Source organism: Streptomyces sp. NPDC058274 (assembly GCF_042881375.1).
Classification (GTDB): Bacteria; Actinomycetota; Actinomycetes; order Streptomycetales; family Streptomycetaceae; genus Streptomyces.
In genome coordinates this window covers 114,839-139,669 of the sequence record NZ_JBHVXW010000019.1, presented here as the reverse complement: position 1 = coordinate 139,669, position 24,831 = coordinate 114,839, and the positions used below count along the sequence as shown (strand labels likewise).

The following is a 24,831-nucleotide window of genomic DNA, read 5'->3' as shown; positions in this document are numbered from 1 at the left end:
TCCCTAATCTCGCTGCTCATGAGTGACGCAACCATCGAAGTCCGCGATCTGCGCAAGCAGTTCGGGAGGACCGTCGCGGTCGACGGGCTCTCCTTCACGGTCGAGCCGGGGCAGATCACCGGCTTCGTCGGCCCCAACGGGGCGGGCAAGTCCACCACCATGCGGGCCGTCCTCGGCCTGGACACCCCCGACGAGGGCCACGCGCTCATCGGCGGCCGCCCCTACCACGCCCTGCGTTCCCCGCTCCTCGAAGTCGGCGCCCTGCTGGACGCCGCCGCCCTGCACCCGAGCCGCCGCGGCCGTGACCATCTGCGCTGGCTGGCGCACTCGCACGGACTGTCCCTGCGCCGCGTCGACGAGGTGCTCGAACAGGTCGGCATGGCCAAGGCCGCCCGCCGCCGCGCCGGCGGCTACTCGCTCGGCATGCGCCAGCGCCTCGGCATCGCGGCCGCGTTGCTCGGCGACCCTCCGGTCCTGCTCCTCGACGAACCGGTCAACGGCCTCGACCCCGAGGGCATCCAGTGGATCCGCGGCCTGCTCCGGCACCTCGCGTCGGAGGGCCGGGCCGTCCTCGTCTCCAGCCATCTGATGAGCGAACTGGAGGACACCGCCGACCACTTGGTGGTCATCGGCCGCGGCCGTCTGATCGCCGACACGGCCGTCGCCGACCTGCTCGCCGCCGCGTCCGGCGACCGCGTCGCCCTGCGCACCGGCGCCCGTACGGAGGCCATGGAACTGCTCGCCCGCGAAGGCGGCACGGTCGCCGTGACCGGCCGCGACACCCTTACGGTCACCGGCCTGCCGGCCGAGCGGATCGTGGAGCTCCTCGGCGCGTCGAGAGTCCCGTTCGCCGAAATCGGCTCGCACCGGGCCACGTTGGAGGAGGCGTACATGGAACTCACCCGGGACGCGGTCGAGTTCCACGGTGCCCCGCAGGACGACGAGGTGTCCCAGTGACGCCGCCGCCGACCCTGACGCCGTACCGCTCCCCACTCCAGCCCGCCCGCGACGGCTTCGGGCGCCTGCTGCGCGCGGAGTGGACCAAGTTCTGGACGGTGCGCACCTGGCCGGCCGGTCTTGTCCTCGCCGCCGTGGCCACGGTCCTGATCTCCCTGCTCGGCGCCGGCGGCGGCACCGACAATTCCAACGGCGATCCCGGCCTCACCCTCGGCCCGGACGGCACCCGCGTCAACGACACCTTCCGCTTCGTGCACCGGAAGCTGACCGGCGACGGCAGCGTCACCGTCCGCGTCTCGGACCTCCAGGGGCGCGACGGAGTGGTGGACGCGGAGCCCTGGGCGAAGGCCGGCGTCCTCGTCAAGCAGGGCACCGAGCCGGGCAGCCCGTACGCGGCGCTCATGGTCACTCCGGACCACGGCGTACGGTTCCAGTGGAACTTCACCCACGACGAGGCGGGCAGCACGGCCCCGGGGGACGCGCGCTGGCTCCGGATGACCCGCGCGGGCAACCGGCTGACAGGGTACGAGTCCGCCGACGGCAGCCACTGGACGAAGGTGGGCTCGGCGACGCTCGCCGGCCTTCCGCGCACCGCCGAGGCCGGCCTCTTCGTCGCGTCCCCCCTGCACAGCACTCTGCGCCGTTCCTTCGGCGGCACCTCGGAGACGGCGGGCGCCACGGCCGTCACGGCCCACTTCGACCAGGTCGCCCTGCGCGCCGACAGTGACACGAAGGACACCCCGTGGACCAGTACGGACGTGGGAGCCCCGGGCCGGGACAGTCCCGACAACCCGCAGTCCGGCCCCGCGCGCCGCGAACCCGGCACCACGACCGTCTCCCCGGCCGGGGTCTACACCGTGACCGGCGCGGGCGACATCGCCCCGGACGAGACCGGCGGCGACATCGTCCAGATGAGCTTCCAGGGCGTCTTCGTCGGGGTGCTGTTCATGGTCGCGCTGGGGGCGCTGTTCATCACCTCCGAGTACAAACGGAACCTGATCCGTACGACGTTCACGGCGAGCCCGCGCCGGGTCCGGGTGCTGTCGGCGAAGGCCCTGGTGACCGGCGGCGTCACCTTCGCCGTGGGACTCGCGGCGACGGCCGTCACCTTCCCCCTCGCCCAGAGCGCCATGCGCCCCCACGGCTTCAGGCCCCCGGCCTACCCGGATCTGTCCCTGTTCGACGGGCCGGCCCTGCGGGCGGTGGTCGGCAGCGCGGCGCTGCTCGCACTCGTCGCGGTCCTCGCGCTCGCGGTCGGCGCGATCCTCCGCAGCAGCGCGGGCGCGATCACGGCGATCGTGGTGCTGGTGATCCTTCCGCAGATCCTCGCCTACGCCCTGCCGCTGCCGGTCGCGCACTGGCTGCTCCGGGTGACCCCGGCGGCGGCGTTCGCGATCCAGCAGGGTGTGACGTACTACCCCCAGGTCGATCACAACTGCCTTCCGGAGAGCGGCTGTTACCCCCTCGCCCCCTGGAACGGCCTCGCCGTCCTGTGCGCGTACGTGGTGGTGGCGCTGGCCCTGGCGGCGTGGCGGCTGCGCAGGAGGGACGCATGACGCCCTCGTTCCCCGCCCGCATCGAGTCGTCCCCGCGCGCCGACGCGAAGTCACCGCCCCGGGCCGGGATGAAAGCCTCGCTGCACGCCGAATGGACCAAACTCCGTACGCTGCCCAGCAGTTGGCTGCTGCTCGCCGCGGCCGTCGTCCTGACGGTCGCGGTGGGCACGGCGGCCGTCTCCGCGGTGACCACGCGGGCGTGCGAGTCGGCGGCCGCCTGTCACGAGGACACCGTGAAGCTGAGCCTGACCGGCGTATGGCTCGGCCAGGCCGCGGTGCTGGTGCTGGGCGGGCTGTCGATGGGCGCGGAGTACACGACGGGCACCATCCGTACCGCGCTGACGGCCGTCCCGCGCAGATGGACCCTCCTGACGGCGAAGTCGGCGGTTCTCGCCGCGCTGACGGCGGCGGCGGGAGCGGTGGCGATCTGCGCGTCGCTCCTCACCGCCCGCCTCATCCTCCCCGGCAACGGCTTCACCCCCGAGGCGGGCTACCCGCCCCCGTCCCCGGCCGACCTCACGACCCTGAGAGCGGCCCTCGGCTCGGTGCTGTGCCTCGTCCTCGTCGCCCTGCTCGGCCTGAGCCTGGCCACTCTCCTCCGGGACACCACGCGCGCCATCACCACGGGCCTCGGGCTCCTCTACGTCGTCCCGCTGCTCGCGGACCTGTTGGGCGATGAGACCTGGAAGGACCGTCTCGAACGCTGGGCCCCCATGCCGGCAGGCCTGGCCATCCAGGCGACCCGGGACCTCGCCCGCCTGCCGATCGGGCCGTGGCCGGGCCTCGGCGTGCTGGCCGCGTACGCGCTGGGGTTGCTGTGCGTCGGCGCGGCGGCCTTCCGGCTGCGGGACGCGTAGCGGCCGTACGGCGGTGGCGGACCGGGCCGTACGGCGGTGGCGGACCCCCGGTCCGGGGCGCGCCCTCGGGCCTCGGGCAGCAAGAAGCGCCCGCCCTCGGATACGGGGAGTCACGAGGGCGGGCGCGTCCAGGGTGGGGCTGCGCCGACGTACGGAGCCGGCGTCAGGCGCTCTTGATCGCCGAGATGTCGAAGTTCAGCTTGATCTTGTCCGAGACGAGGACGCCGCCCGTCTCCAGGGCCGCGTTCCAGGTGAGGCCCCACTCGGAGCGCAGGATCTCGGACTTGCCCTCGAAGCCGACGCGCTCGTTGCCGAACGGGTCCTTCGCGGCGCCGTTGAACTCGACGTCGATGGCGAGCGGCTTGGTGGTGCCCAGGATCGACAGGTCACCGGTGATCCGGTAGTCGTCGCCGCCCAGGGCCTCGACCTTGGTGGAGCGGAAGGTCATCGCCGGGAACTCGTCGGTCTTGAAGAAGTCGGCGCTCTTGAGGTGGCCGTCGCGGTCGGCGGACCCCGTGTCGACGCTGTCCATCCTGACGTCGATGGTGGCGGTGGACTTGGCCGGGTCGCTGCCGTCCAGGTGCAGCGTGCCCTCGACGTCCTTGAAGCTGCCCTTCACGTTCGTCACCATCGCGTGCCGGGCGACGAAGCCGATCGTCGAGTGCGCCGGGTCGATCGTGTAGTCGCCGGTCAGCTCGGCCAGATCCGCGGAGGGGACCGTGGCCGCGGCGGCGGGGGCCAGGATGTCGGTGTCGGTCTTGCGTCCGAAGATGCCCATGTCGTGCTCCTTGGGGGACGGGTCGCGCTCCCTTCCGGAAACCGCGACCACGGAGTCTGTTTAACTTTCAACGAGGTCAACAAGACCGACCGTAGACCTATTCCGTTCAATTTTCAACATCATCGCCCGCGTGTTCATGCCGTTACGGAGCGTTTTGCGCGGCGGGTCTCAGGTGCTCACCGGTCGTTCACCGTTCGCCCTCTGGTGGACACGCGTAGACCTCGGGCACCATCGCCTTGCTCCACCTGCACAGCCGCCCCTCAGGAAGCCCGGTCATCAGCAGGAAGGACACCCATGAAAATCCGCTCCGCCCTGACCGCTCTCGCCCTCGTCGTCGCTCCCGGCGTCGCCGTCGTCGGCAGCGCCGGCGACGCCTTCGCCGTCACCAAGATCAGCCACGCCACGGCCACCTCGATGTTCCGCCAGGTCGGCATCACCTGGTCCTCCTCCGGCAACTGCTCCGACCGCAACAACTCCACCTGTACGTCCTTCGAGCAGCTCAACCTCGCCACCGCCCAGGGCGCCCAGACCCTCAAGGGGGCGACCGGCTGCGCGCTCAACATCACCGGCGGGACCGAGACCGGCCACGCGAGCGGCACCTACTCGCACTGGAACGGCTACAAGCTCGACTACGCCAAGAGCACCTGCGTCACCAACTACATCAAGAACAACTTCACTTACATCGGCCTGCGCGGCGACGGCGCACCGCAGTACAAGTCCGGCTCCGGCAACATCTACGCGGACGAGGGCAACCACTGGGACGTCCTCTACTACAACTGCGGCGGCTGCTGACAGCCGTACCGCGACGCCTGGTTCCCCTGCGGAGGGTGAGGTGGTAGACGGCATGGGCATGACTCCCACGCGCCGTACGTTCCTGCTCGCGGCGGCCCTGACGGCCACCGTCACCGCCTCACCCCTCGCGGCCGCCGCCGCGGAAGCGGCCGACGAGTACGACACCCTGCGCCTGCGCTGGCTGGGCATCGCCCTCGGCGCCGGCTACGACCCCGCCGCCGAGCCGTACGCCGCCCGGCTCCGCGAGACCGGTGAGCTCGCCCGCGGCTTCCGCGCGACCATGGCGCCGACGGCCACCTCCCTGTGGCCCGGCCAGCCCTTCGACCCACCGGCCGGCATCACCCAGAGCTACAGCAGGCTGTGGACGATGACCCAGGCGTACGTCCAGGACGGCACGGGCTCGACCGGCGACGCGGCCTTGCTCGCGGCCGTGCTCCGAGGCCTCGACCACCTCACGGCCACGGTCTACAACCCCTCCACCACCCGCTACGGCAACTGGTGGGAGTGGCAGATCGGCAGCCCCCGCCTGCTCATGGACATCGTCGCGGCCCTCCACGACGAGCTGACGGAGACCCGGCGCGCCGCCGCCTGCGCCGCCGTCGACCACTTCGTCCCGGACGCGATGCTCGGCGACTACACGGGCACCTCGACCGGCGCCAACCGTGTCGACCTGTGCCGCTCGGTGGCGCTGCGGGGCATCCTCGGCCGCGACCCCGGCAAGATCGCGCTCGCCCGGGACGCCCTCTCGCCCGTCTTCCCGTACGTGACCAAGGGGGACGGGCTCTACGCGGACGGCTCGTTCGTCCAGCACACCTGGGTCGCCTACTCGGGGACGTACGGACAGGTCATGCTCGACGGACTCGGCCGGCTCTTCGCGCTCCTCGCGGGATCCACCTGGGAGGTCACCGACCCGGACCGGCGGATCGTCCTCGACAGCGTCGAGCACGCGTACGCGCCCCTGATCCACGACGGTCTGGTGATGGACGGCGTCAACGGGCGGGCCATCAGCCGCGGTTACCTCAAGAGCGACGACCGGCACGTCATGCGCAGCGACCACTTCCACGGCCAGGGGCTGATCGCCGCGATCGCGCTGCTGGCCGCGGGTGCCGACCCGGACGAGCGGGAGCGCTGGCACGGGCGGATCAAGGGGTGGATCGCCCGGGACACCGTGACGCCGGTCCTGACGGCTCCCCAGTTCGGGGTCGGTGACCTGGCGCGGCTGCACGCCATCGCCGGCTCCGCCACCGCACCCGCTCCCGAGCCCGCCGGGCACCGGCTCTACGCCGCCATGGACCGGGCCGTGCACCGCGGCCCCGGCTTCGCCGCGCACCTCTCCATGGCCTCGGAACGGATCGCCCACTACGAGTGCGGCAACGGCGAGAACCCGCGCGGCTGGCACACGGGGGCCGGGATGCTGCTGTGGTGGGCGGGGGACTCGGGCCAGTACACGGACTGGTACTGGCCGACGGTGGACTGGTACCGGCTGCCCGGGACCACCGTCTCCACCCGGCGGCTCGCCGACCGGGCGGGTGGCGAGTGGGGCGAGCCCAAGCCCGCGGTGCGCTGGACCGGCGGGACCACGGACGGCACCTTCGCGGCCGTCGGCCAGCACCTCAAGGGGCTCGGATCGACCCTGGAGGCCCGCAAGTCGTGGTTCTGCGTCGCGGACTCCGTGATCTGTCTGGGCGCGGGCATCACCGCCACCGACGGCGTGCCCGTCGAAACGGTGGTGGACAACCGCAACCTCGGCGAGCACGGCAGCCGGCGGTTCACGCACACCCGCGACTGGGCCCATCTGGAAGGCCACGGCGGCTGGGTCTTCCCCGGCCGCGGCGGTACGACGGCCCTGCGCACCCTGCGCGAGGACCGCACCGGCGCCTGGGCCGACATCAACACCACGAGCACGGCCGAGCGGCGCACCCGGCGCTGGCAGACGCTCTGGCTCGACCACGGCACCGACCCCGCCGGCGCCACGTACGCCTATGTCCTGATGCCCGGTGCCTCCTCGCGCGCCGTCGCCGCCCGCGCCGCCGACCGCCACTGGCTGCACGTCCTCGCCAATGACGCCCGCGTCCAGGCCGTCCGGGTCGACTCCCTGGGGCTGACCGCGGCGAACTTCTGGGAGGGCGGCACCGCGGGTCCGCTCACCGCCTCGGCGGGCGCCAGTGTGCTGGTCCGCCGCGGCGGCCGCACCGCTACGCTCTGCGTCAGCGAGCCGCCGCGCACGGGAGGGGCCCTGGAGATCGTCTGGGACCGGCCGGTGAGCGGAGTCGTGCGAGCGGATCCGTCGGTCGATGTACTCGCCACGGGCCGCCAATTGCGGCTGCGCGTCACTCCAGGGATGGCATGTGCCACTCACGAATGTGAGGTGACTCTCAGCTGACCTCTTTGTGTGACCCCTACAAGCCAACAGGCCCCTGAGCAGTCAGATCGCCTGCATGCGGCTGTGGTTCTGTTCAGGGGTACCAGTAAAACGGCCCGGAGACTGTACGGAGTCGACGGCCCGCTTTCCTTGGTGGACTTCGTAAGGTCGGTACATGACCGTTTTGGACGAGGCTGAACCCACCGGGGGCGAACCCACGGACGCACGCGGGCGTGTGGCCGAACTGCACGCGATCCGTGCGGAGGCGCTGCGTGGGCCCAGCGAGAAGGCGACCGAGGCGCAGCACGCCAAGGGCAAGCTGACCGCCCGGGAGCGCATCGAGCTGCTGCTCGACCCCGGGACGTTCCAGGAGGTCGAACAGCTGCGCCGGCACCGGGCGACCGGATTCGGCCTGGAGAACAAGAAGCCGTACACCGACGGTGTCATCACCGGCTGGGGCACGGTGGAGGGCCGCACGGTCTTCGTCTACGCCCATGACTTCCGCATCTTCGGCGGCGCGCTGGGCGAGGCCCACGCCACGAAGATCCACAAGATCATGGACATGGCCATCGCGGCCGGGGCGCCGCTGGTCTCCCTCAACGACGGCGCGGGCGCCCGTATCCAGGAGGGTGTCTCCGCCCTCGCGGGCTACGGCGGCATCTTCCAGCGCAACACCAGGGCGTCCGGTGTCATCCCGCAGATCTCGGTCATGCTCGGCCCGTGCGCCGGCGGCGCGGCCTACAGCCCCGCGCTGACGGACTTCGTGTTCATGGTCCGCGAGACCTCGCAGATGTTCATCACCGGACCGGACGTCGTCAAGGCGGTCACCGGCGAGGAGATCACCCAGAACGGCCTCGGCGGCGCGGACGTGCACGCCGAGACGTCGGGCGTCTGCCACTTTGCCTACGACGACGAGGAGACGTGCCTCGCCGAGGTGCGCTACCTGCTGTCGATGCTCCCGCAGAACAACCGGGAGAACCCGCCGACGGTCGCCTCCGAGGACGCCGCCGACCGCCGCTCGGAGGTCCTGCTGGACCTGGTCCCCGCGGACGGCAACCGCCCGTACGACATGACCAAGGTGATCGAGGAACTCGTCGACGACGGCGACTACCTGGAGATCCACGAGCGCTGGGCCCGCAACATCATCTGCGCGCTGGCCCGTCTCGACGGCCAGGTGGTCGGCATCGTCGCCAACCAGCCGCAGAGTCTCGCGGGTGTCCTGGACATCGAAGCCTCCGAAAAAGCTGCGCGCTTTGTCCAGATGTGTGACGCTTTTAACATCCCGATCGTGACGCTTCTGGACGTTCCCGGGTTCCTCCCGGGCGTCGACCAGGAGCACGGCGGAATCATCCGCCACGGCGCCAAACTGCTGTACGCGTACTGCAACGCGACCGTGCCGAGGATCTCCCTGATCCTGCGCAAGGCCTACGGAGGTGCGTACATCGTCATGGACTCGCAGTCCATCGGCGCCGATCTCACGTACGCCTGGCCGACGAACGAGATCGCCGTCATGGGCGCCGAAGGTGCCGCCAACGTCATCTTCCGCCGGCAGATCGCCGAGGCCGAGGACCCCGAGGCCATGCGGGCCCGCATGGTCAAGGAGTACAAGTCCGAGCTGATGCACCCGTACTACGCGGCGGAGCGAGGCCTGGTCGACGACGTCATCGACCCGGCGGAGACCCGCGAGGTCCTCATCCGCTCCCTGGCGATGCTGCACAGCAAGCACGCGGACCTGCCCTCCCGCAAGCACGGCAACCCCCCGCAGTAACCCTGCGGATCCTCCGCGGTACCACCGCGGAAACCTCTCTCACGGAGACTGACACCTATGAACACCCCTGACATCCGCGTCGAGAAGGGCCACGCCGAGCCCGAGGAAGTGGCCGCCATCACGGCCATCCTCCTGGCTCGCGCCGCCACCGCCCCCGCCGATGCCCCGGCCCACCGCGGCCGCCTCAAGGCCGGCTGGCGCCGCCTGGAGCGCGAGCCCGGCTTCCGGGCCCCGCACAGCTGGCACGGCTAGTCCACGCCGGCAGCAGCGTTGTGAAAGTGGCCCCCTCCGATCCGTCGGAGGGGGCCACTTTCCTGTCTGCCGGGCCCTCTGACGGCCTGGACGGCACTAGGCGTCGCCCCACACAAATGGGCCCCTCCGGTGACCGGAGGGGCCCATCTGTGCGAACGGGGGCGGTGCGTCGCGGCGGGTCAGCGCAGGCGCGCCATCAGGGCGTGCTCCACGAGCGTGATCAGCGCGCTCTTGGCGTCGGCGCGGTGCCGGGCGTCCGTCGTGATGATCGGGGTGTCCGGACCGATCTGGAGCGCCTCGCGCACCTCGTCGGGGTTGTAGGGCTGGTTGCCGTCGAAGCCGTTGAGGGCGATGACGAACGGCAGGCCCGAGTTCTCGAAGTAGTCCACAGCCGGGAAGCAGTCGGCGAGCCTCCGGGTGTCGACCAGCACGATGGCGCCGATGGCGCCGCGGACCAGGTCGTCCCACATGAACCAGAAGCGGTCCTGACCCGGCGTACCGAACAGGTACAGGATCAGGTCCTGGTCCAGGGTGATGCGGCCGAAGTCCATGGCGACGGTCGTCGTCGTCTTGTCTCCGGTGTGGGTGAGGTCGTCGATGCCCGCGGACGCGGACGTCATGACGGCCTCGGTGCGCAGCGGGTTGATCTCCGAGACGGCCCCGACGAACGTGGTCTTGCCCACGCCGAAGCCGCCCGCCACCACGATCTTCGCGGACGTGGTGGAGCGGGAAGGCCCTCCGCTAGAGCTTGCGAAGTCCACTGAGCACCCTTTCGAGCAAAGTCACGTCTGGCTGTCCGCCGGCGTTCTCGTCGCCGCCGGGCTGATGGATGGCGACCAGGCCCGCCTCCGCCAAGTCGGCGACGAGAATCCTGGCCACGCCGAGAGGGATCGTGAGGAGCGCCGAGATCTCGGCGACCGACTTGATCTCCCGGCAGAGATTGCAGATCCGCTGATGCTCGGGCAACTGGCCCTGCATCTGGTGCGGTTGAGCTGTGGTGTGCACCAGCGCCTCGATGGCGAGCTGGTAGCGGGGCCTGGTACGGCCGCCCGTCATGGCGTACGGGCGCACCAGGGGATTGCTCGCGGCGCCCGCGGGCGCCGCCTCGGGGGTGCGTCGCTGCGGCTGCACAGGCTGGATACGCGGCGCCGCGGGCTGGTCGTACGGCGAGGGCCCGGGACCCTGCGGGGCGTACGGCTGCTGCCGCCGGTGGCTCGGCGCGGAGGGGAAGTTGAACCGGTTCGGGTTCTGCGAACCGTCACCCTGGCCGCCCTGCCCCTGGCCGGGACCGTACGACCAGTTGCCCGAAGACGAACCGCCTGGGGGTGTTGCCACTTTCTCCTCCTCCGACTGTGCCGGGCACCCATCACTGAGGGACCGCGTCCCGAAACCTTACGGCCACGGAACGCCAAAACGCACCGTCCGTCTGTTAGTTGAGAAGGCTCCCCTGGAGCTCCGCACGGAGATCCGGGGTCAGGACCGTACCCGCACGGTCCACCAGAAGCGCCATCTCGTACCCGATGAGACCGATGTCCGCCTCGGGGTGTGCGAGGACCGCCAGCGACGAACCGTCCGAAACGGACATGATGAAGAGGAATCCCCGCTCCATCTCCACCACCGTCTGGTTCACGCTGCCGCCCTCGAAGATGCGGGAGGCACCCGCGGTCAGCGAGGTCAGACCTGATGCGACGGCCGCCAGCTGATCGGCACGGTCGCGGGGAAAGCCTTCGGACATCGCCAGAAGGAGTCCGTCGGCGGAGACCACCACCGTGTGGGACACCCCGGGGGTGTTGTCCACGAAGTTGGTGATCAACCAGTTCAGGTTCTGCGCCGCCTGGCTCATCGGGCTCACACTAACGCTCCTGGTTGTAGGTGCTGTCAGGGCCGAGGCCCTGGCCGTTCGTCTCACTGCCTGCGTTCCGCCCCCGCTGCACGCCCCGGCGCAGGTTGCTCAGCCTGCCCCGGACGTCCTCGGGAGCGCGGGAGACCTGGGGGCCGCCCTGAGGGGTCGATTCCGCGGTGCCCTCGACCAGGTTGGCCTTGGGTACCCGCCGCGGCAGACCGGACGAGGTGACCCCGCCCGCCTTCGGCTTCTTGAGCTGTTCGGCGCGCTGCCACCGGTCGTCGTTCGACGAGCGCCAGTCACCGTTGCTCTGCGCGACCGGGGCCGGGGCCGGAGCCGGATCCTGGGCCGCGCGCTGTCGGCCGTCATTGCCGCTCGCGGTGGATCCGCGGCGGGGCAGCCCGGCATCGGTCAGCGCGTGGGCGGCGGAAGGGGCCGGACCCGGACGGGTGAAGCCTACGCGGTCCTGCTCACTTGCGTCAGCGGCCTGTGTGGATTCCGTTTCCGGAGCGTAATCGGACCGGTACCCACTCTGGTAGCTGTCCTGGCGCGGCCAGTCGTCCTGGTAGGTCTGCTCTTCGAAGGCCGAGAACGTCTCCGGGGCGGCGGTGTGGCCGGCCGGGCGCTCGTCCTGCGCCGGCTCCGCGTAAGCGGGTTCCGGATAGCCGCCGTTCGGCGCGAAGTACGTCTCGTCGTACGCAGGCTGCTGCTGCCCCTCGTACGCCGTCTGCTGGTCGTACGCCGCCTGCTGCTCCTCGTAGGGGCTCTGCCCGTTGTCGTAGGCAGCTCCGGCCTCGTACGACGGCTGCGGACTGTCGTAGGACGGCTGGCCGTTGTCGTAGGCGGGCTGCTGCGCGTCGAAGTCGTCCTGGTACCGGGGGGCCTCGATGGCCTCCTGGCCCTGTGCCTGGGCCTCCAGGGCCGCGCGGCGCTCCTCACGCATCAGCGAGCGGCCCACGGGGTCCAGCTCCCGGATGTCGTCGGGAACCTCGGTGTAGCGGCTGTCGTCGAAGCCGAGCTCGGCGGCCGTCCGCAGGGGCTCCTGGGCCTGGAAGGGCTCGGGCTGGAAGGACTGCTGCTCCGGCATGATCTGCGAGACGGTGAACTCGTCGCGCTGGAGCTGCTGCTCGCCGCCACCACCATGGGTGATCGCGTCGGGGAGCATGACGAGCGAGGTCGTACCGGCCTGCTCGCCCGAGGGACGCAGCTGGACGCGGATGCCGTGCCGGTCGGACAGCCGGCCGACCACGAACAGGCCCATGCGCTGCGAGATCGCGACGTCCACGGTCGGCGGGTTGGCCAGCTTGTGGTTGATGTCCGCGAAGTCCTCGGCGGTGAGGCCGATGCCCTTGTCGTGGATCTCGACCATGATGCGGCCGTCCGGCAGCCGGGTCGCGGTGACGCGGACCTTGGTCTGCGGGGAGGAGAACGTGGTGGCGTTCTCCAGGAGCTCGGCGAGCAGGTGCACGAGGTCGGTCACGGCGCGGCCGTGGATCTCGGCCTCCGGGACACCGGACAGTTCGACGCGCTCGTACTGCTCCACCTCGGAGGAGGCGGCACGCAGCACGTCGACCAGCGGCACCGGCTGGTCCCAGCGGCGGCCCGGCTCCTCACCGGCGAGGACCAGGAGGTTCTCGCCGTTGCGGCGCATACGGGTCGCCAGGTGGTCCAGCCGGAAGAGGTTCTCCAGCTGGTCCGGGTCGGCCTCGTTGTTCTCCAGGTCGGTGATCAGGGTCAGCTGGCCCTCGATCAGCGACTGGTTGCGGCGCGAGAGGTTGGTGAAGATCGCGTTGATGTTGCCTCGCAGGAGGGCCTGCTCGGCGGCGAGCCGGACGGCCTCGCGGTGGACCTGGTCGAAGGCGCGGGCGACCTCGCCGATCTCGTCCGTGGTGGTGATCGGGATCGGCTGCACCCGGGTGTCGACGCGGCCCGGATCCGTGCGCGAGAGCTGGTCGACCAGCATCGGCAGGCGCTGCTCGGCGACGCTGAACGCCGCGTTGCGCAGCTGGCGCATGGAGCGGCTCATCTGGCGGGCCACCATGCCGGCCAGGATGAACGCGGCGAGCAGGGCGACGACGACCGCGGCACCGGTGATGAAGGTGGACCGCTTGGCGTCGTCGGCGATGCCGGCGGCCTCCGTCACGGCCTTGTCGGCGAGGTTCGACTCGATCGTGCGGTAGGCGTTGAACTTGCCCGTGTTGACCGCCCACCAGTTCTCGGCGGTGATGCCCTTCGCGGCGAGCGTCTGGCGGGCGGCGGGCTCCGTGGACTGGAGGGTGGCCAGCCCGGAGACCATCTGGGTGGGGTCGGACGGCGGCGGGACGTAGGTCTGGCCCTTGGCCGCCGCGGCCGCGGCCGCCTCCTTGGCCTGGGCCGCGCCGTCGGACTTCAGCTTCTTGGTGGCCGCGTCGAGGGTGGCCGCGTCCTCCGCGGTACCACCACCGACGTACTCCTCGACGGAGATGCCTTCGAGGTACGCGTACGAGGAGAGGGCGAGCCGCTGGCTGGCCAGGCTGCCGTCGCCGGGGCCGGGCTTGACCAGCAGGTGCATGCCGATGGAGCGCTCAAGGGAGAGCGCGGCCTTCGCCAGCGAGATCGCATAGACGGTGCGGCCGTAGCTGGTGATGTTTCCGGTGCCCAGACCGAGTTCGTTGGCGAACTCCATCAGCGGGTGCTGGATCTGGACATAGCTCTCCTCGGTCTTCACACCGGGGAGCTTGGAGGTGTACGCGGCCTTGCGCAGACCGTCCAGGCCGGGCTCGACCTTGCGGAAGAGGGAGAGACGGCGCTCCAGACCAGCCTTCTGCGGCATGTTCTGGGCGGCTTCGTCGAATGCGTCGGCGGCCTTGTCCGTGGCGGCCCGGGCCTTCACGACGGTCGGGTCCTTCTGTCCGCCGCCGGACAGCAGGGGAGCGGCGGTGACGTCGCGCTCCTCGATGAGCTGGTTGGCGTAGGTCAGCGAGGCCCGCACGAGCCGTGCGGTCTTCTCGGCGTCCTGGGCTTCCTGCCAGGTGTCGACCGAGCCCTTCACCTGGAAGCCGCCCATGACCAGGCCGACCAGCACGGGTATGAGCAGGATCGCGTTCAGCCGGGTCGGCACGCGCCAGTTGCGGGGGGAAAAACGTCCGCCGCTCGGAGCCGGCGCCGCAGTGGGCTCCGGGCCGGACACTTGTGCGGGCGCCGCTCCGCGCGGCGGCGGGGTGAAGTTGCCCCGTGCCGACGGCTCGGGACCGTTCTTGCTTCGCCTCACTCGACCAACAACCTCTCGGCGTCGGCACCTACGTTGTGCCGCGGTGTCTCAGCGCCCTTGTCTACTGGGCAGTTCAGGCATTCCAGCACGTCAGGCAGCGCTCTTCCAAACACTCGGAACCGAACATTCCGAGTGATGCAGGCCCTAGATAAAACGGGCATAAAGAGCGAGCCCCGCCAAAAGGCGGGGCAACCATGAGCGCAGTGACACCAACTGACCGCGACGCGTGTCGGCGCCAGTGGATTTCTCTGTCGAAACGTTATGAACACTGAGGCCGACCGTGTCAAAAGACACAGTCGGCTCCAGGTTATCTACGACAACTTCCGTATTGCGCTGCCGACTTGAGTGCTGTGTGACCGCTCCGCTACCGCAGGCGAGCCATCAGCGCGTGCTCGACCAGCGTGATCAGAGCGCTTTTCGCGTCGGCGCGGTGCCGGGCGTCCGTCGTGATGATCGGTGCGTCCGGGCCGATCTGGAGCGCCTCGCGCACCTCGTCGGGGTTGTACGGCTGGTGTCCGTCGAAGCCGTTGAGGGCGATGACGAACGGCAGACCCGAGTTCTCGAAGTAGTCGACCGCGGGGAAGCAGTCGGCGAGCCTGCGGGTGTCCACCAGGACCACCGCGCCGATGGCGCCGCGGACCAGGTCGTCCCACATGAACCAGAAGCGGTCCTGACCCGGCGTACCGAACAGGTACAGGATCAGGTCCTGGTCCAGGGTGATGCGGCCGAAGTCCATGGCCACCGTGGTGGTGGTCTTGTCCCCGGTGTGGGTGAGGTCGTCGATGCCCGCGGACGCGGACGTCATGACGGCCTCGGTGCGCAGCGGGTTGATCTCGGAGACGGCGCCCACGAACGTGGTCTTGCCGACGCCGAAGCCACCCGCCACCACGATCTTGGCGGAGGTGGTCGCGCGGCCCCCTCCGTCAGAGCTTGCGAAGTCCACTGAGCACCCTTTCGAGCAGTGTCACGTCCGGCGCGCCGCCGTTGCTCTCGTCGCCACCAGGCTGGTGGATGGCGACGAGTCCGGCCTCGGCGAGGTCCGCGACAAGAATCCTGGCCACACCCAGAGGCATGGACAGCAGGGCCGACACCTCGGCCACCGACTTCACCTCTCGGCAGAGGTGGCATATTCGCTGGTGCTCGGGGAGCAGCCCCATCAGCTGCGCCGGGTCGGCCGTCGTGCTGATCAGCGCCTCGATGGCGAGCTGGTAACGCGGCCGGGTCCGGCCGCCGGTCATCGCGTACGGACGTACCAGCGGCTGGTCGCCCTCTTCCTCGTACGTATGTGCGTACGGATCATGAGAGGCGGTGGGCGGGGTCATGAATCCTCCGGGCGGGACAGCAAGTCGGTCAGTCGAGCCGTCTAGAGAGGGCCGGTGGGGGGATTGTGGCGGCCGGACGGTGATTGCGTGAGTTCGCTGGAACCAGAGACGTCAGTGGAGCAGACTGCCCTGTAGTTCGGCGCGCAGGTCGGGCGTGAGCACAGCGCCCGCGCGGTCGACGAGCAGTGCCATCTCGTAGCCGACAAGGCCGATGTCGCACTCGGGGTGGGAGAGGACCGCCAGCGACGATCCGTCCGAGACGGACATCAGGAAAAGAAAACCGCGTTCCATCTCGACGACCGTCTGGGCCACCGTGCCACCCTCGAAGATCCGGGATGCCCCGGCCGTCAGTGAGGTGAGCCCGGACGCGACCGCCGCGAGCTGGTCGGCGCGGTCGCGCGGGAATCCTTCGGACATGGCCAGAAGGAGTCCGTCGGCGGAGACCACCACTGTGTGGGACACCCCGGGGGTGTTGTCCACGAAGTTGGTGATCAACCAGTTCAGGTTCTGTGCCGCCTGGCTCATCGGGCTCAACTAGTGCTCCTGCTGGTGAGTGGGGCTGGGGAAGCTGCCGGTCTGGCCGGTACCGGCCTGGCGACCCTGCTGGATGCCCCTACGGAGATTGGTCAGCCGGCCGCGTACGTCATCGGGCGCACGCGAGACCTGCGGACCGGGCTGGTGCTGTTGCTGCTGAGCCGTGCCCGCGACGAGGTTCGCCCGCGGGACCCGGCGCGGCAGGCCGGAGGTGGTGACCCCGCCCGCCGACGGCTGACGGACGCGCTCTGCCTGCCGGACGAGGTCGTCGTTCGGCGAGGTGCGCCAGGAGGAGGGTGCGGGGGCCGGTGCGGCGGCCGGCCGTGAAGGTACGACCGGCGCCTGCGGCGCCTGCTGCTGGAAGGACTGCGAGGCGCTCTGGGCGCCGTTGTGCCGGGTGCCGTTGCTCTGCGTGCCGTTGCCGCCCTGGACTCCGTCCGGCCGGCCACCGGTGCTCTGGCCGTCCTGACCCTGGTGGAACCAGTTGGTCTCCAGGGTGTCGTACAACGGCGTACGCCCGTCGCCGGGGCCCGTCGCCGGCGGCAGCGCCTCGGGCTCCTGCGGACGCACGGGTCGCTGCTGCGGCGCCTGCTGGCGCTGGGGGTACGGCTGACGAGGCGCACCGAAGTCGCCCGCGTTGCCGGCCCCCGGCCGCTCGAACTGGCCGGTGGACGACGGGTCCTGGCGGTTGCCGTTGCCCGGCGCCGCGAACTGGCCGGTGTTGGAGGGGTCCTGGCGGTTGCCGTTGCCCGGCATCGCGAACTGGCCGGTGGACGAGGGGTCCTGGGAGGCGCCGTAACCGGGGGCCGCGAACTGGCCTGTCGAGGACGGCGAGGGCTGGTTCGGCGTGCCGAAGACGTCCGGGCGGACGAACCCGCCGGTGTTCTGCGGGGCGGCCGTGCCGGGGCGCTGGGCGTTGTAGTCGGGGCGCGCGAACTCCGAGGTGGAGCCGGGGCCCTGGCGGTCGTCGATCCGGGGGATCTCCGAGGTCGCACCGGGGCCCTGGCGGTCGTCGACGCGCGGCATCCGCGAGGTCGAGGACGGGGAGTCCGGCTCATCGTGGCCACGCGGGGTGTCGAGCGAGGCGCGCGGCACCGGCGGCTGGGCGTTCTCGTCGCTCCAGCTCGGCACGCGCTGCTGCGGGTTGCCACCGGGCAGCTCGGCGCGCGCACCACCGCGGCCGGGCAGCTGCGGCCTGCGGCGACGGGACTCCTTGGGCTGCTGCGGGGCTGCGGCCGCGGGGTTGCCCTGGTGCGTACCGGACCCTCCGTCGCCGAACCCGCCCTGCTGGGTACCGGATCCACCGTCGCCGAACCCGCCCCGGCGGGTGCCGGTTCCGGGCTCGTTGTAGCCCTGGGGCACGCCGGTCCCGGCGGCCTGCAGACCCTGCGGGGCGCCCGGCGCGCTCTGGCCGTAGCCACCGGCGCCGGCCGGAGCCGGCCTGCCCTGCGACGGGTTGCCCTGGGGCGGCAGACCCTGCGGTCCACGCGCGCCACCCGGTGCTCCGGGGCGACCGCCCTGGTTGCTGCCGGGCAGTGCGGCCCGCGGACCCTGGCCCGCGCCCACCTGGCCGCGCTGCGGCGGGGCGCCGAGGAGCCCGCCGCCGGCGGCGGGAGCGCCACCGAGGGCCGGGCCGCCCGACTGGGCGCCGCGGCGTGCCGCGGCGACACCGGCGGCTGCCTGCGCGGCGGCCGGACCGCCGACACCGGGGGCACCCTGGCCCGCCTTGTTGCCCGGAATCTTCTTGCCGCCCTGGGCGACATCGACGGGGAGCATGACGAGCGCGGTCGTACCGCCGGAGTCGGACGGGCGCAGCTGAATGCGGATGCCGTGGCGCTGCGACAGCCGGCCGACCACGAACAGACCCATGCGGCGGGAGACGGAGACGTCCACGGTGGGCGGCGAGGCGAGCCGCTCGTTGATCGCCGCGAGGTCCTCGGGGGAGAGGCCGATACCGGTGTCGTGGATCTCGATCAGCACGCGGCCGTCGGGCAGCGCGTGACCGGTGACCTTGACCTTGGTCTGCGGCGAGGAGAACGAGGTCGCGTTCTCGAGCAGCTCGGCGAGCAGGTGCACGAGGTCGTTGACCACACGGCCGGCCACTTCGGTGGTCGGCACGGAGGACAGCTCGATGCGCTCGTACTGCTCCACCTCGGAGGCGGCGGCGCGGAGCACGTCGACCAGCGGGACCGGGCGGGTCCAGCGGCGGCCGGGCTCTTCACCGGCGAGCACGAGGAGGTTCTCGCCGTTACGGCGCATACGGGTCGCGAGGTGGTCGAGCTTGAACAGCGAGGACAGCTGGTCCGGGTCGGCCTCGCGCGACTCCAGCTCGGAGATGAGCGAGAGCTGGCGCTGGATGAGGCCCTGCGAGCGGCGCGAGAGGTTGGTGAACATCGCGTTGACGTTGCCTCGCAGGAGGGCCTGCTCGGCGGCGAGCCGGACGGCCTCGCGGTGCACGTCGTCGAAGGCCGCGGCCACCTGGCCGATCTCGTCCCGGGAGTGCACACCGACCGACTCGACGGAGGTGTCGACGTCCTGCGGGTCCGACTCCGAGAGCTGCTTGACCAGCTCGGGCAGCCGGTCCTGGGCGACCTTGGTCGCGGTGTCCTGGAGGCGGCGCAGCGAGCGGATCATGGACCGGGCCACGACGAAGGCGCCGACGAGCGAGACACCGAGGACGAGCAGGATCAGCGCACCGGAGATGATCGCTTCGCGCTCGGACTCGCTGCGCAGCTCACGGGCCTTCTGCTCCATCTGGTTGAGCAGGGTGAGCTCGATCTTGGACATCTGCTCGATCTTGGCCGAGTCGTCGTCGACCCAGTCCTTGTACGAGCGCTTGTCCTGCGAGCGCATACCGCTGTCCGTGCCGAGCACCCGGTCCGCGTAGGTGTCCGCGGCGACGATCGTCGGGTTGTTGCCGTCGATGGGCTTCGTCAGGTCCTCGGCGCCGTCGCCGTAGATGTTGTCGAAGCTTTCGAGTTCGGACTTCTGGCTGCTCTCCGCGGAGAGCGCGTACTGCCGGTCGTTCTCGGACAGCGAGCCGAACGTCGTGTCGCTCGCGGGCAGCGCGGCCGCGATGACGGCGCGCTGGACGGAGGCGTACTCCTTGGCGGTGGAGAAGGCCGACAGCGCGCGGGTGCGCTGGATCATGTCCGGGTTGCTGGTCGCCTCGGCCATGTCCTGCGAGAGGTCGAGCAGCTGGGAGATCAGGCGGTGGTACGCCTCGACGGTCTGCGTGGAGTTCTTGGGGTCGTTGAAGGCGTTGTTGCGGACCGTGCTGAGGCTGCCCAGCTCGCTCGCGATACCCACGATGCTGTCGCGGACGCCGGTCAGCTGGCCGTTCCCGCTCGCGTCGTCGATCTCCTGGGTGCCCTGGAGGAACGCGGTGCGGGCGGTGTCCGTCTTCTCGCGGACGCCCTTGACGGTGAAGTCGGAGGGTGTGGCGCCGTGCGTGAGCGGACCGGCCGACTGGTCGCGCTCGTCCTGGAGCGCGGCCGCGAGCTCGGTCGCCTGCTTGGTCATGTCCGTCAGCAGCTTCATGTTGTCGAGCTGCTGGATGGAGTCCATGGACTGGTTGATGCGCAGCGCGCCGAGCGAGGTCGCGGCGACCACGGGGAGCGCGAGCAGCGACACCAGACGGGTGGAAATACGCCAGTTGCGCAGCGCTATTCGCGAGCCGGGGCCTTCCGGGCCCTGCGGCTTCGCGGCCGGCTTGGCGGAACCCGCCGTGCCGGAGCGCGCGGAACGCTCACCGCTGCCGCCGGTCTCTCCCGGTCCCTGGTTCTGGGCGTGCTGGGGCGAGGAGCCGGCTGCCATCGGGCCAGTCCCGCCGTGCGGCTCCGACTCCGCCGAAGCGCTGCCATCCCTCTTGAAACGTCCCTGCACTAGCGTCGCAACCTCTGGACCAGGCGCCTCTCCGTGAAACGGCGAGGCGGTGTCGGCGTCGTTCAGGGGCGCAGTGCGCCCCCTGGTGGTCGTGAGTGACCGGCGCTGCTCCCCCTTTCCGCCGCCACCCGGCGCTGCGTTGCGCCCTTGCGCGCCGGATCGATCCCGCGGCGGTCCGTGGAATTCCAGCACAGTGCCGGATCTCCAACAAGGCCCGAGTGTCAGGCTGTGACCTCCGTGACACCTTGTGAGTGGCGCGTCACGAGACGTAGAAAGCGACCCCGTCCATATGGGGCGCATGCCTACGAACCGCCGGGCAGGGGCGGGTGTCCCAGTCGACATGATCAGGAGCGGAATGCGACCTTCAGTAGAGCAATGTCCGTTTCGCCGGGGTGAGGTGGGGGCCTGAATTGACCGTTTTGCCCACTACGCCGTGAGCAAACTCACACGGAAATCATGGCGTCTTCACGTCCTCGCCAGGGAATTGGATGTTTAGCCTGACGCTTTACAGGGATGGCGAATCCGACAACCAGCGCTTGTGCGACGGCCCTTGGGGCCCGCCCGGCGCCCGCACCGACAAGGTCACGAACAACAGTGAAGACGACGATGATGTTCCACAACATAGCCAACCCGCGGCGCACGACGCTGGCGCACCTCACCGACTCCGAGGAGCTGCAGACGCCGGAGCAGCCGGAGCACTCCGTCGACCTTCCCATGCAGACCGCCAATCCCCGTCGCACCGTCCTGATGGAAGCCCCCGTCGCGGTGGCCTTCGCGGAGTAGTACGCGCCCGGACCGCGGTCCGCTCACTCGGGCGACCGCACTCCGGCCACCCGGCGACGGCAGTCCGCCCGCTCCGGCCGGGTGCCCGCGTCACTCCGGTGGGCCGGCCCCCGCGGATCTGCGCGAGGCGCCCGCCCCTTGCCGCGTTAGCCTGGAGCGTCAGACTCCAGCCAGCTCAGTGAGGGGCGCAACGATCCCGTGCGCATCGCCAGATTCTCCATCGACGGCAACGTCGCGTTCGGCGCGGTCGAGGGCGACAAGCCGGACGAGCTCGTCCTCGACATCATCAAGGGCATCCCGTTCACGGACTTCGAGCTCTCCGGTACGAAGGTCCCGCTGAGCAAGGTCCGGCTGCTGCCGCCCGTGCTCCCGAACAAGGTCGTGGCCTTCGGCCGCAACTACGCGGACCACGCCAAGGAGCTGGGCAACGAGGTGCCCGACGCCCCGTTCGCCTTCTTCAAGCCGTCGACCTCCGTGATCGGCTCCGGCGACGAGATCGCCTACCCCTCCTTCTCGGACGACCTGCACCACGAGGCGGAGCTGGCGGTCGTCATCGGCCGCATGTGCCGCGAGGTCCCGCGCGAGCGCGTCAAGGACGTCATCCTCGGCTACACCTGCGCCAACGACATCACCGCGCGTGACGTCCAGAAGCGCGAGAAGCAGTGGGCGCGGGCCAAGGGCTTCGACACCTCCTGCCCGCTCGGCCCCTGGGTGGAGACGGACCTCGACCCGAGCGACCTCACCATCCAGCTCACGGTCAACGGGCAGCAGCGCCAGCTCGGCCGCACCAGCGAGATGATCCACTCGATCGAGGATCTGATCGTCAACATCACCGAGGCCATGACGCTGCTCCCTGGCGACGTGATCCTCACGGGCACCCCGGCTGGGGTCGGCCCCCTGAACGTCGGCGACGAGGTCGCCGTCACCATCGAAGGCATCGGCACTCTCACCAACAGGGTGATCAAGCGTGGCTAACGCGAACGTCCGCGTACGTTTCTGTCCGTCCCCGACCGGCAACCCCCACGTGGGCCTGGTCCGCACCGCCCTGTTCAACTGGGCGTTCGCCCGGCACAACGAAGGCACTCTGGTCTTCCGCATCGAGGACACCGACGCGGCCCGCGACTCCGAGGAGTCGTACCAGCAGCTGCTCGACTCGATGCGCTGGCTGGGCTTCGACTGGGACGAGGGCCCCGAGGTCGGCGGCCCGCACGCGCCGTACCGCCAGTCGCAGCGCATGGACCTCTACAAGGACGTCGCGCAGAAGCTCCTGGACGCCGGGCACGCGTACTACTGCTACTGCTCCACCGAGGAGCTGGACGCCCGCCGCGACGCCGCCCGCGCCGCCGGCAAGCCCTCCGGGTACGACGGCCACTGCCGCGAGCTGACCGCCGGGCAGAAGGCCGCGTACGAGGCCGAGGGACGCACCCCGATCGTCCGCTTCCGCATGCCCGACGAGGCGATCACCTTCACGGACCTGGTCCGCGGCGAGATCACCTACCTCCCGGAGAACGTCCCGGACTACGGGATCGTACGAGCCAACGGAGCCCCGCTCTACACGCTCGTGAACCCCGTCGACGACGCCCTGATGGAGATCACCCACGTCCTGCGCGGCGAGGACCTGCTCTCCTCCACCCCGCGGCAGATCGCCCTCTACAAGGCGCTGACCGAGCTGGGCATCGCCAAGGAGACCCCGGCCTTCGGCCACCTGCCGTACGTCATGGGCGAGGGCAACAAGAAACTCTCCAAGCGTGACCCGGAGTCGTCGCTGAACCTCTACCGGGAGCGCGGTTTCCTCCCCGAGGGCCTGCTCAACTACCTCTCCCTGCTGGGCTGGTCGCTCGCCGCCGACCGCGACATCTTCGGCATCGACGAGATGGTCGCCGCGTTCGACGTCGCGGACGTGAACCCCAACCCGGCCCGCTTCGACCTGAAGAAGGCCGAGGCGATCAACGCCGACCACATCCGGCTGCTCGACGTGAAGGACTTCGCGGAGCGCTGCGCGCCGTGGCTGAAGCCCCCGTTCGCCCCCTGGGCCGAGGCGGACTTCGACCAGTCCCTCTTCGACGCGATCGCACCGCACGCCCAGACCCGCCTCAAGGTCCTCTCCGAGATCACGGACAACGTCGACTTCCTGTTCCTCCCGGAGCCGGTCTTCGACGAGGCGTCCTGGACGAAGGCCATGAAGGAGGGCAGCGACGCCCTGCTGCGCACGGCCCGCGAGAAGCTGGCGGCCGCCGACTGGTCCTCGGCCGAGTCCCTCAAGGAGGCCGTCCTGGCCGCCGGCGAGGAGCACGGTCTGAAGCTCGGCAAGGCCCAGGCCCCGGTCCGGGTCGCCGTCACCGGCCGCACGATCGGCCTGCCGCTCTTCGAGTCCCTGGAGATCCTGGGCAAGGAGAAGACCCTGGCCCGCGTCGACGCGGCCCTGGCCAAGCTGGCCGCGTAACCGTACGACCTGTGCGAACAGGGGCGGCGTCCGGACCGGACGCCGCCCCTGTTTCGTTCCCGTACGAGCGGCGGACACGGACGCCCGTCCGGAGTTACCGTCGGCTCATGAGCATCAGGGCCGTGGTCTGGGACATCGACGACACGCTCTTCGACTACACGGCCGCCGACCGGGCGGGGATGCGCAGGCATCTGGCGGCCGAGGGACTCCTGGAGCGGTACGAGACCGTCGAGCGCGGCCTCGCGCGCTGGCGGGAGATCACCGACCAGCAGTGGGCGCGGTTCTCGGCGGGCGAGACCGACTGGGTGGGCCAGCGCCGCGACCGCGTTCGCGTCTTCCTCGGACGGTCGCTGACCGACGCCGAGGCCGACGCCTGGTTCGACCGCTATCTCGCCCACTACGAAGCGGTCTGGGCCCTCTTCCCCGACGTACTGCCCGTCCTGGACGCCCTGGCCGGCACCCACCGGCACGCGGTCCTGTCCAACTCCAGTCTCCTGGTGCAGGATCGCAAGCTGCGCGTCCTCGGTGTGCACGACCGCTTCGAGGCGATCCTGTGCGCGGCCGAGCTCGGTGTCTCCAAGCCCGCCGCGGAGGCGTTCCACGCGGCCTGCGACGCGCTCGGGCTGCCCCCGCACCAGGTCGCGTACGTCGGTGACCATCCGGAGATCGACGGCCGCGGTGCCTCCGACGCCGGGCTGCTCTCGATCTGGATCGACCGTGACAGCGCTCACACCGTCACGGTCGCCGCGTCCGGCGGCCCGCGCCGGATCGCCTCGCTGGCCGAACTCCCCGCGATCCTCGGCGCGGATACCCGTTTTGGAGCGCCGTCCACCTTCGGGTAATGTTCTTCCTGCGCCGCCGGAGAGCGGGCCGAAAGGCCGGAACCCGGAGGCGCAAACTAAAACAGAATCCCCGTAGGGGGTTGCGTTTCAGTGGCCTATGGTGTAATTGGCAGCACGACGGTTTCTGGTTCCGTTAGTCTAGGTTCGAGTCCTGGTAGGCCAGCTCGCAGAGCTTATCTGCATCGCAGAGGCCAACTCTGCAAGGCCCCCGTTGTGTAGCGGCCTAGCACGCCGCCCTCTCAAGGCGGTAGCGCCGGTTCGAATCCGGTCGGGGGTACAGATCCTTCCCAGGGGGACAGTCCGGGTCGCACCCGCTGACTCTCATGCAGGATCGCTAGGGCCCCCGTTGTGTAGCGGCCTAGCACGCCGCCCTCTCAAGGCGGTAGCGCCGGTTCGAATCCGGTCGGGGGTACTTGGATGGTCTGGTCTAGACCACCATTGGGCTATGGTGTAATTGGCAACACGACGGTTTCTGGTTCCGTTGTTCTAGGTTCGAGTCCTGGTAGCCCAGCTGGATCACTTGTGGTCCTTGCCCCCGTTGTGTAGCGGCCTAGCACGCCGCCCTCTCAAGGCGGTAGCGCCGGTTCGAATCCGGTCGGGGGTACGC

Annotated in this window: 20 protein-coding genes and 5 tRNA genes; 16 read left to right on the top strand and 9 right to left on the bottom strand. The window is 70.4% G+C overall.

Annotated elements, in window-relative coordinates; genetic code table 11:
• The first annotated feature begins 18 nt into the window (after positions 1-18).
• The 3 genes from ACFVYF_RS30105 to ACFVYF_RS30095 are packed head-to-tail and all read left to right on the top strand — an operon-like array spanning position 19 to position 3,370.
• The gene (locus ACFVYF_RS30105) at positions 19-957 is read left to right on the top strand and encodes an ABC transporter ATP-binding protein (protein ID WP_389460386.1); all 939 of its coding nucleotides are present in this window, start codon (positions 19-21) and stop codon (positions 955-957) included.
• A complete protein-coding gene (locus ACFVYF_RS30100) occupies positions 954-2,513 on the top strand; it encodes an ABC transporter permease subunit (protein WP_389460384.1) in 1,560 nt (519 codons plus the stop codon). Before ACFVYF_RS30105 ends, ACFVYF_RS30100 begins: the two co-directional genes overlap by 4 nt.
• Positions 2,510-3,370, top strand: a complete 861-nt coding sequence (locus ACFVYF_RS30095) for an ABC transporter permease subunit (protein ID WP_389460382.1) — start codon at positions 2,510-2,512, stop codon at positions 3,368-3,370. The genes ACFVYF_RS30100 and ACFVYF_RS30095 overlap by 4 nt, the downstream gene beginning before the upstream one ends.
• 163 nt (positions 3,371-3,533) lie before the next feature.
• On the opposite strand, the gene ACFVYF_RS30090 is transcribed toward ACFVYF_RS30095, so the two are convergent.
• A complete protein-coding gene (locus ACFVYF_RS30090) occupies positions 3,534-4,148 on the bottom strand; it encodes a YceI family protein (protein ID WP_389460380.1) in 615 nt (204 codons plus the stop codon).
• A 294-nt stretch (positions 4,149-4,442) separates the two neighbouring features.
• On the opposite strand from ACFVYF_RS30090, the gene ACFVYF_RS30085 reads away from it, so the two are divergent.
• From ACFVYF_RS30085 to ACFVYF_RS30070, 4 genes are all read left to right on the top strand, one after another.
• The gene (locus ACFVYF_RS30085; RefSeq protein WP_389460378.1) at positions 4,443-4,940 is read left to right on the top strand and encodes a hypothetical protein; all 498 of its coding nucleotides are present in this window, start codon (positions 4,443-4,445) and stop codon (positions 4,938-4,940) included.
• Between the two features lie 52 nt (positions 4,941-4,992).
• Positions 4,993-7,323: a polysaccharide lyase 8 family protein gene (locus tag ACFVYF_RS30080; protein ID WP_389460376.1), complete on the top strand. Its 2,331-nt coding sequence runs from the start codon at positions 4,993-4,995 to the stop codon at positions 7,321-7,323.
• Positions 7,324-7,477: 154 nt separating this feature from the next.
• The gene (locus ACFVYF_RS30075; protein WP_389460375.1) at positions 7,478-9,070 is read left to right on the top strand and encodes an acyl-CoA carboxylase subunit beta; all 1,593 of its coding nucleotides are present in this window, start codon (positions 7,478-7,480) and stop codon (positions 9,068-9,070) included.
• Positions 9,071-9,127: 57 nt separating this feature from the next.
• Complete coding sequence (locus ACFVYF_RS30070; RefSeq protein WP_383281605.1) at positions 9,128-9,322, top strand: acyl-CoA carboxylase subunit epsilon; 195 nt, start codon at positions 9,128-9,130, stop codon at positions 9,320-9,322.
• Between the two features lie 179 nt (positions 9,323-9,501).
• Here the strand turns inward: ACFVYF_RS30070 and ACFVYF_RS30065 are convergent, their stop codons facing one another.
• The 8 genes from ACFVYF_RS30065 to ACFVYF_RS30030 all read right to left on the bottom strand — a co-directional run bounded on the left by ACFVYF_RS30065 (position 9,502) and on the right by ACFVYF_RS30030 (position 20,156).
• Positions 9,502-10,083: an ATP/GTP-binding protein gene (locus ACFVYF_RS30065; protein WP_026248371.1), complete on the bottom strand. Its 582-nt coding sequence runs from the start codon at positions 10,081-10,083 to the stop codon at positions 9,502-9,504.
• Positions 10,064-10,657 (bottom strand): DUF742 domain-containing protein, encoded by a 594-nt coding sequence (locus ACFVYF_RS30060; RefSeq protein WP_389460373.1) that lies wholly within the window; start codon positions 10,655-10,657, stop codon positions 10,064-10,066. Before ACFVYF_RS30060 ends, ACFVYF_RS30065 begins: the two co-directional genes overlap by 20 nt.
• 94 nt (positions 10,658-10,751) lie before the next feature.
• Positions 10,752-11,165, bottom strand: coding sequence for a roadblock/LC7 domain-containing protein (locus tag ACFVYF_RS30055; RefSeq protein WP_005479603.1), 414 nt, complete (start codon positions 11,163-11,165; stop codon positions 10,752-10,754).
• Positions 11,166-11,175: 10 nt separating this feature from the next.
• Positions 11,176-14,415, bottom strand: a complete 3,240-nt coding sequence (locus ACFVYF_RS30050) for a nitrate- and nitrite sensing domain-containing protein (RefSeq protein WP_389460371.1) — start codon at positions 14,413-14,415, stop codon at positions 11,176-11,178.
• Positions 14,416-14,779: 364 nt separating this feature from the next.
• Complete coding sequence (locus tag ACFVYF_RS30045; protein WP_383281597.1) at positions 14,780-15,358, bottom strand: ATP/GTP-binding protein; 579 nt, start codon at positions 15,356-15,358, stop codon at positions 14,780-14,782.
• Complete coding sequence (locus tag ACFVYF_RS30040; RefSeq protein WP_389460369.1) at positions 15,339-15,737, bottom strand: DUF742 domain-containing protein; 399 nt, start codon at positions 15,735-15,737, stop codon at positions 15,339-15,341. The genes ACFVYF_RS30045 and ACFVYF_RS30040 overlap by 20 nt, the downstream gene beginning before the upstream one ends.
• 111 nt (positions 15,738-15,848) lie before the next feature.
• Positions 15,849-16,262, bottom strand: a complete 414-nt coding sequence (locus ACFVYF_RS30035; RefSeq protein ID WP_010984127.1) for a roadblock/LC7 domain-containing protein — start codon at positions 16,260-16,262, stop codon at positions 15,849-15,851.
• A 9-nt stretch (positions 16,263-16,271) separates the two neighbouring features.
• Positions 16,272-20,156 (bottom strand): nitrate- and nitrite sensing domain-containing protein, encoded by a 3,885-nt coding sequence (locus tag ACFVYF_RS30030; RefSeq protein ID WP_389460367.1) that lies wholly within the window; start codon positions 20,154-20,156, stop codon positions 16,272-16,274.
• A gap of 594 nt (positions 20,157-20,750) precedes the next feature.
• Here ACFVYF_RS30030 and ACFVYF_RS30025 point away from each other — a divergent pair.
• The 9 genes from ACFVYF_RS30025 (at position 20,751) to ACFVYF_RS29985 (ending at position 24,828) form a co-directional block, all read left to right on the top strand.
• Positions 20,751-20,939, top strand: coding sequence for a hypothetical protein (locus tag ACFVYF_RS30025; protein WP_389460365.1), 189 nt, complete (start codon positions 20,751-20,753; stop codon positions 20,937-20,939).
• Between the two features lie 198 nt (positions 20,940-21,137).
• Complete coding sequence (locus ACFVYF_RS30020; RefSeq protein ID WP_389460363.1) at positions 21,138-21,914, top strand: fumarylacetoacetate hydrolase family protein; 777 nt, start codon at positions 21,138-21,140, stop codon at positions 21,912-21,914.
• A complete protein-coding gene (gltX, locus tag ACFVYF_RS30015) occupies positions 21,907-23,382 on the top strand; it encodes a glutamate--tRNA ligase (protein WP_389460361.1) in 1,476 nt (491 codons plus the stop codon). Before ACFVYF_RS30020 ends, gltX begins: the two co-directional genes overlap by 8 nt.
• A 107-nt stretch (positions 23,383-23,489) precedes the next feature.
• Positions 23,490-24,224, top strand: a complete 735-nt coding sequence (locus ACFVYF_RS30010) for an HAD family hydrolase (RefSeq protein WP_389460359.1) — start codon at positions 23,490-23,492, stop codon at positions 24,222-24,224.
• Between the two features lie 91 nt (positions 24,225-24,315).
• Positions 24,316-24,387, top strand: a tRNA-Gln gene (locus ACFVYF_RS30005).
• 41 nt (positions 24,388-24,428) lie between these two features.
• Positions 24,429-24,501: transfer RNA gene (locus ACFVYF_RS30000), tRNA-Glu, on the top strand.
• Positions 24,502-24,563: 62 nt separating this feature from the next.
• Positions 24,564-24,636, top strand: a tRNA-Glu gene (locus tag ACFVYF_RS29995).
• 27 nt (positions 24,637-24,663) lie between these two features.
• Positions 24,664-24,735 (top strand) — tRNA-Gln (locus tag ACFVYF_RS29990).
• Positions 24,736-24,755: 20 nt separating this feature from the next.
• Positions 24,756-24,828 (top strand) — tRNA-Glu (locus ACFVYF_RS29985).
• Positions 24,829-24,831: the final 3 nt, after the last annotated feature.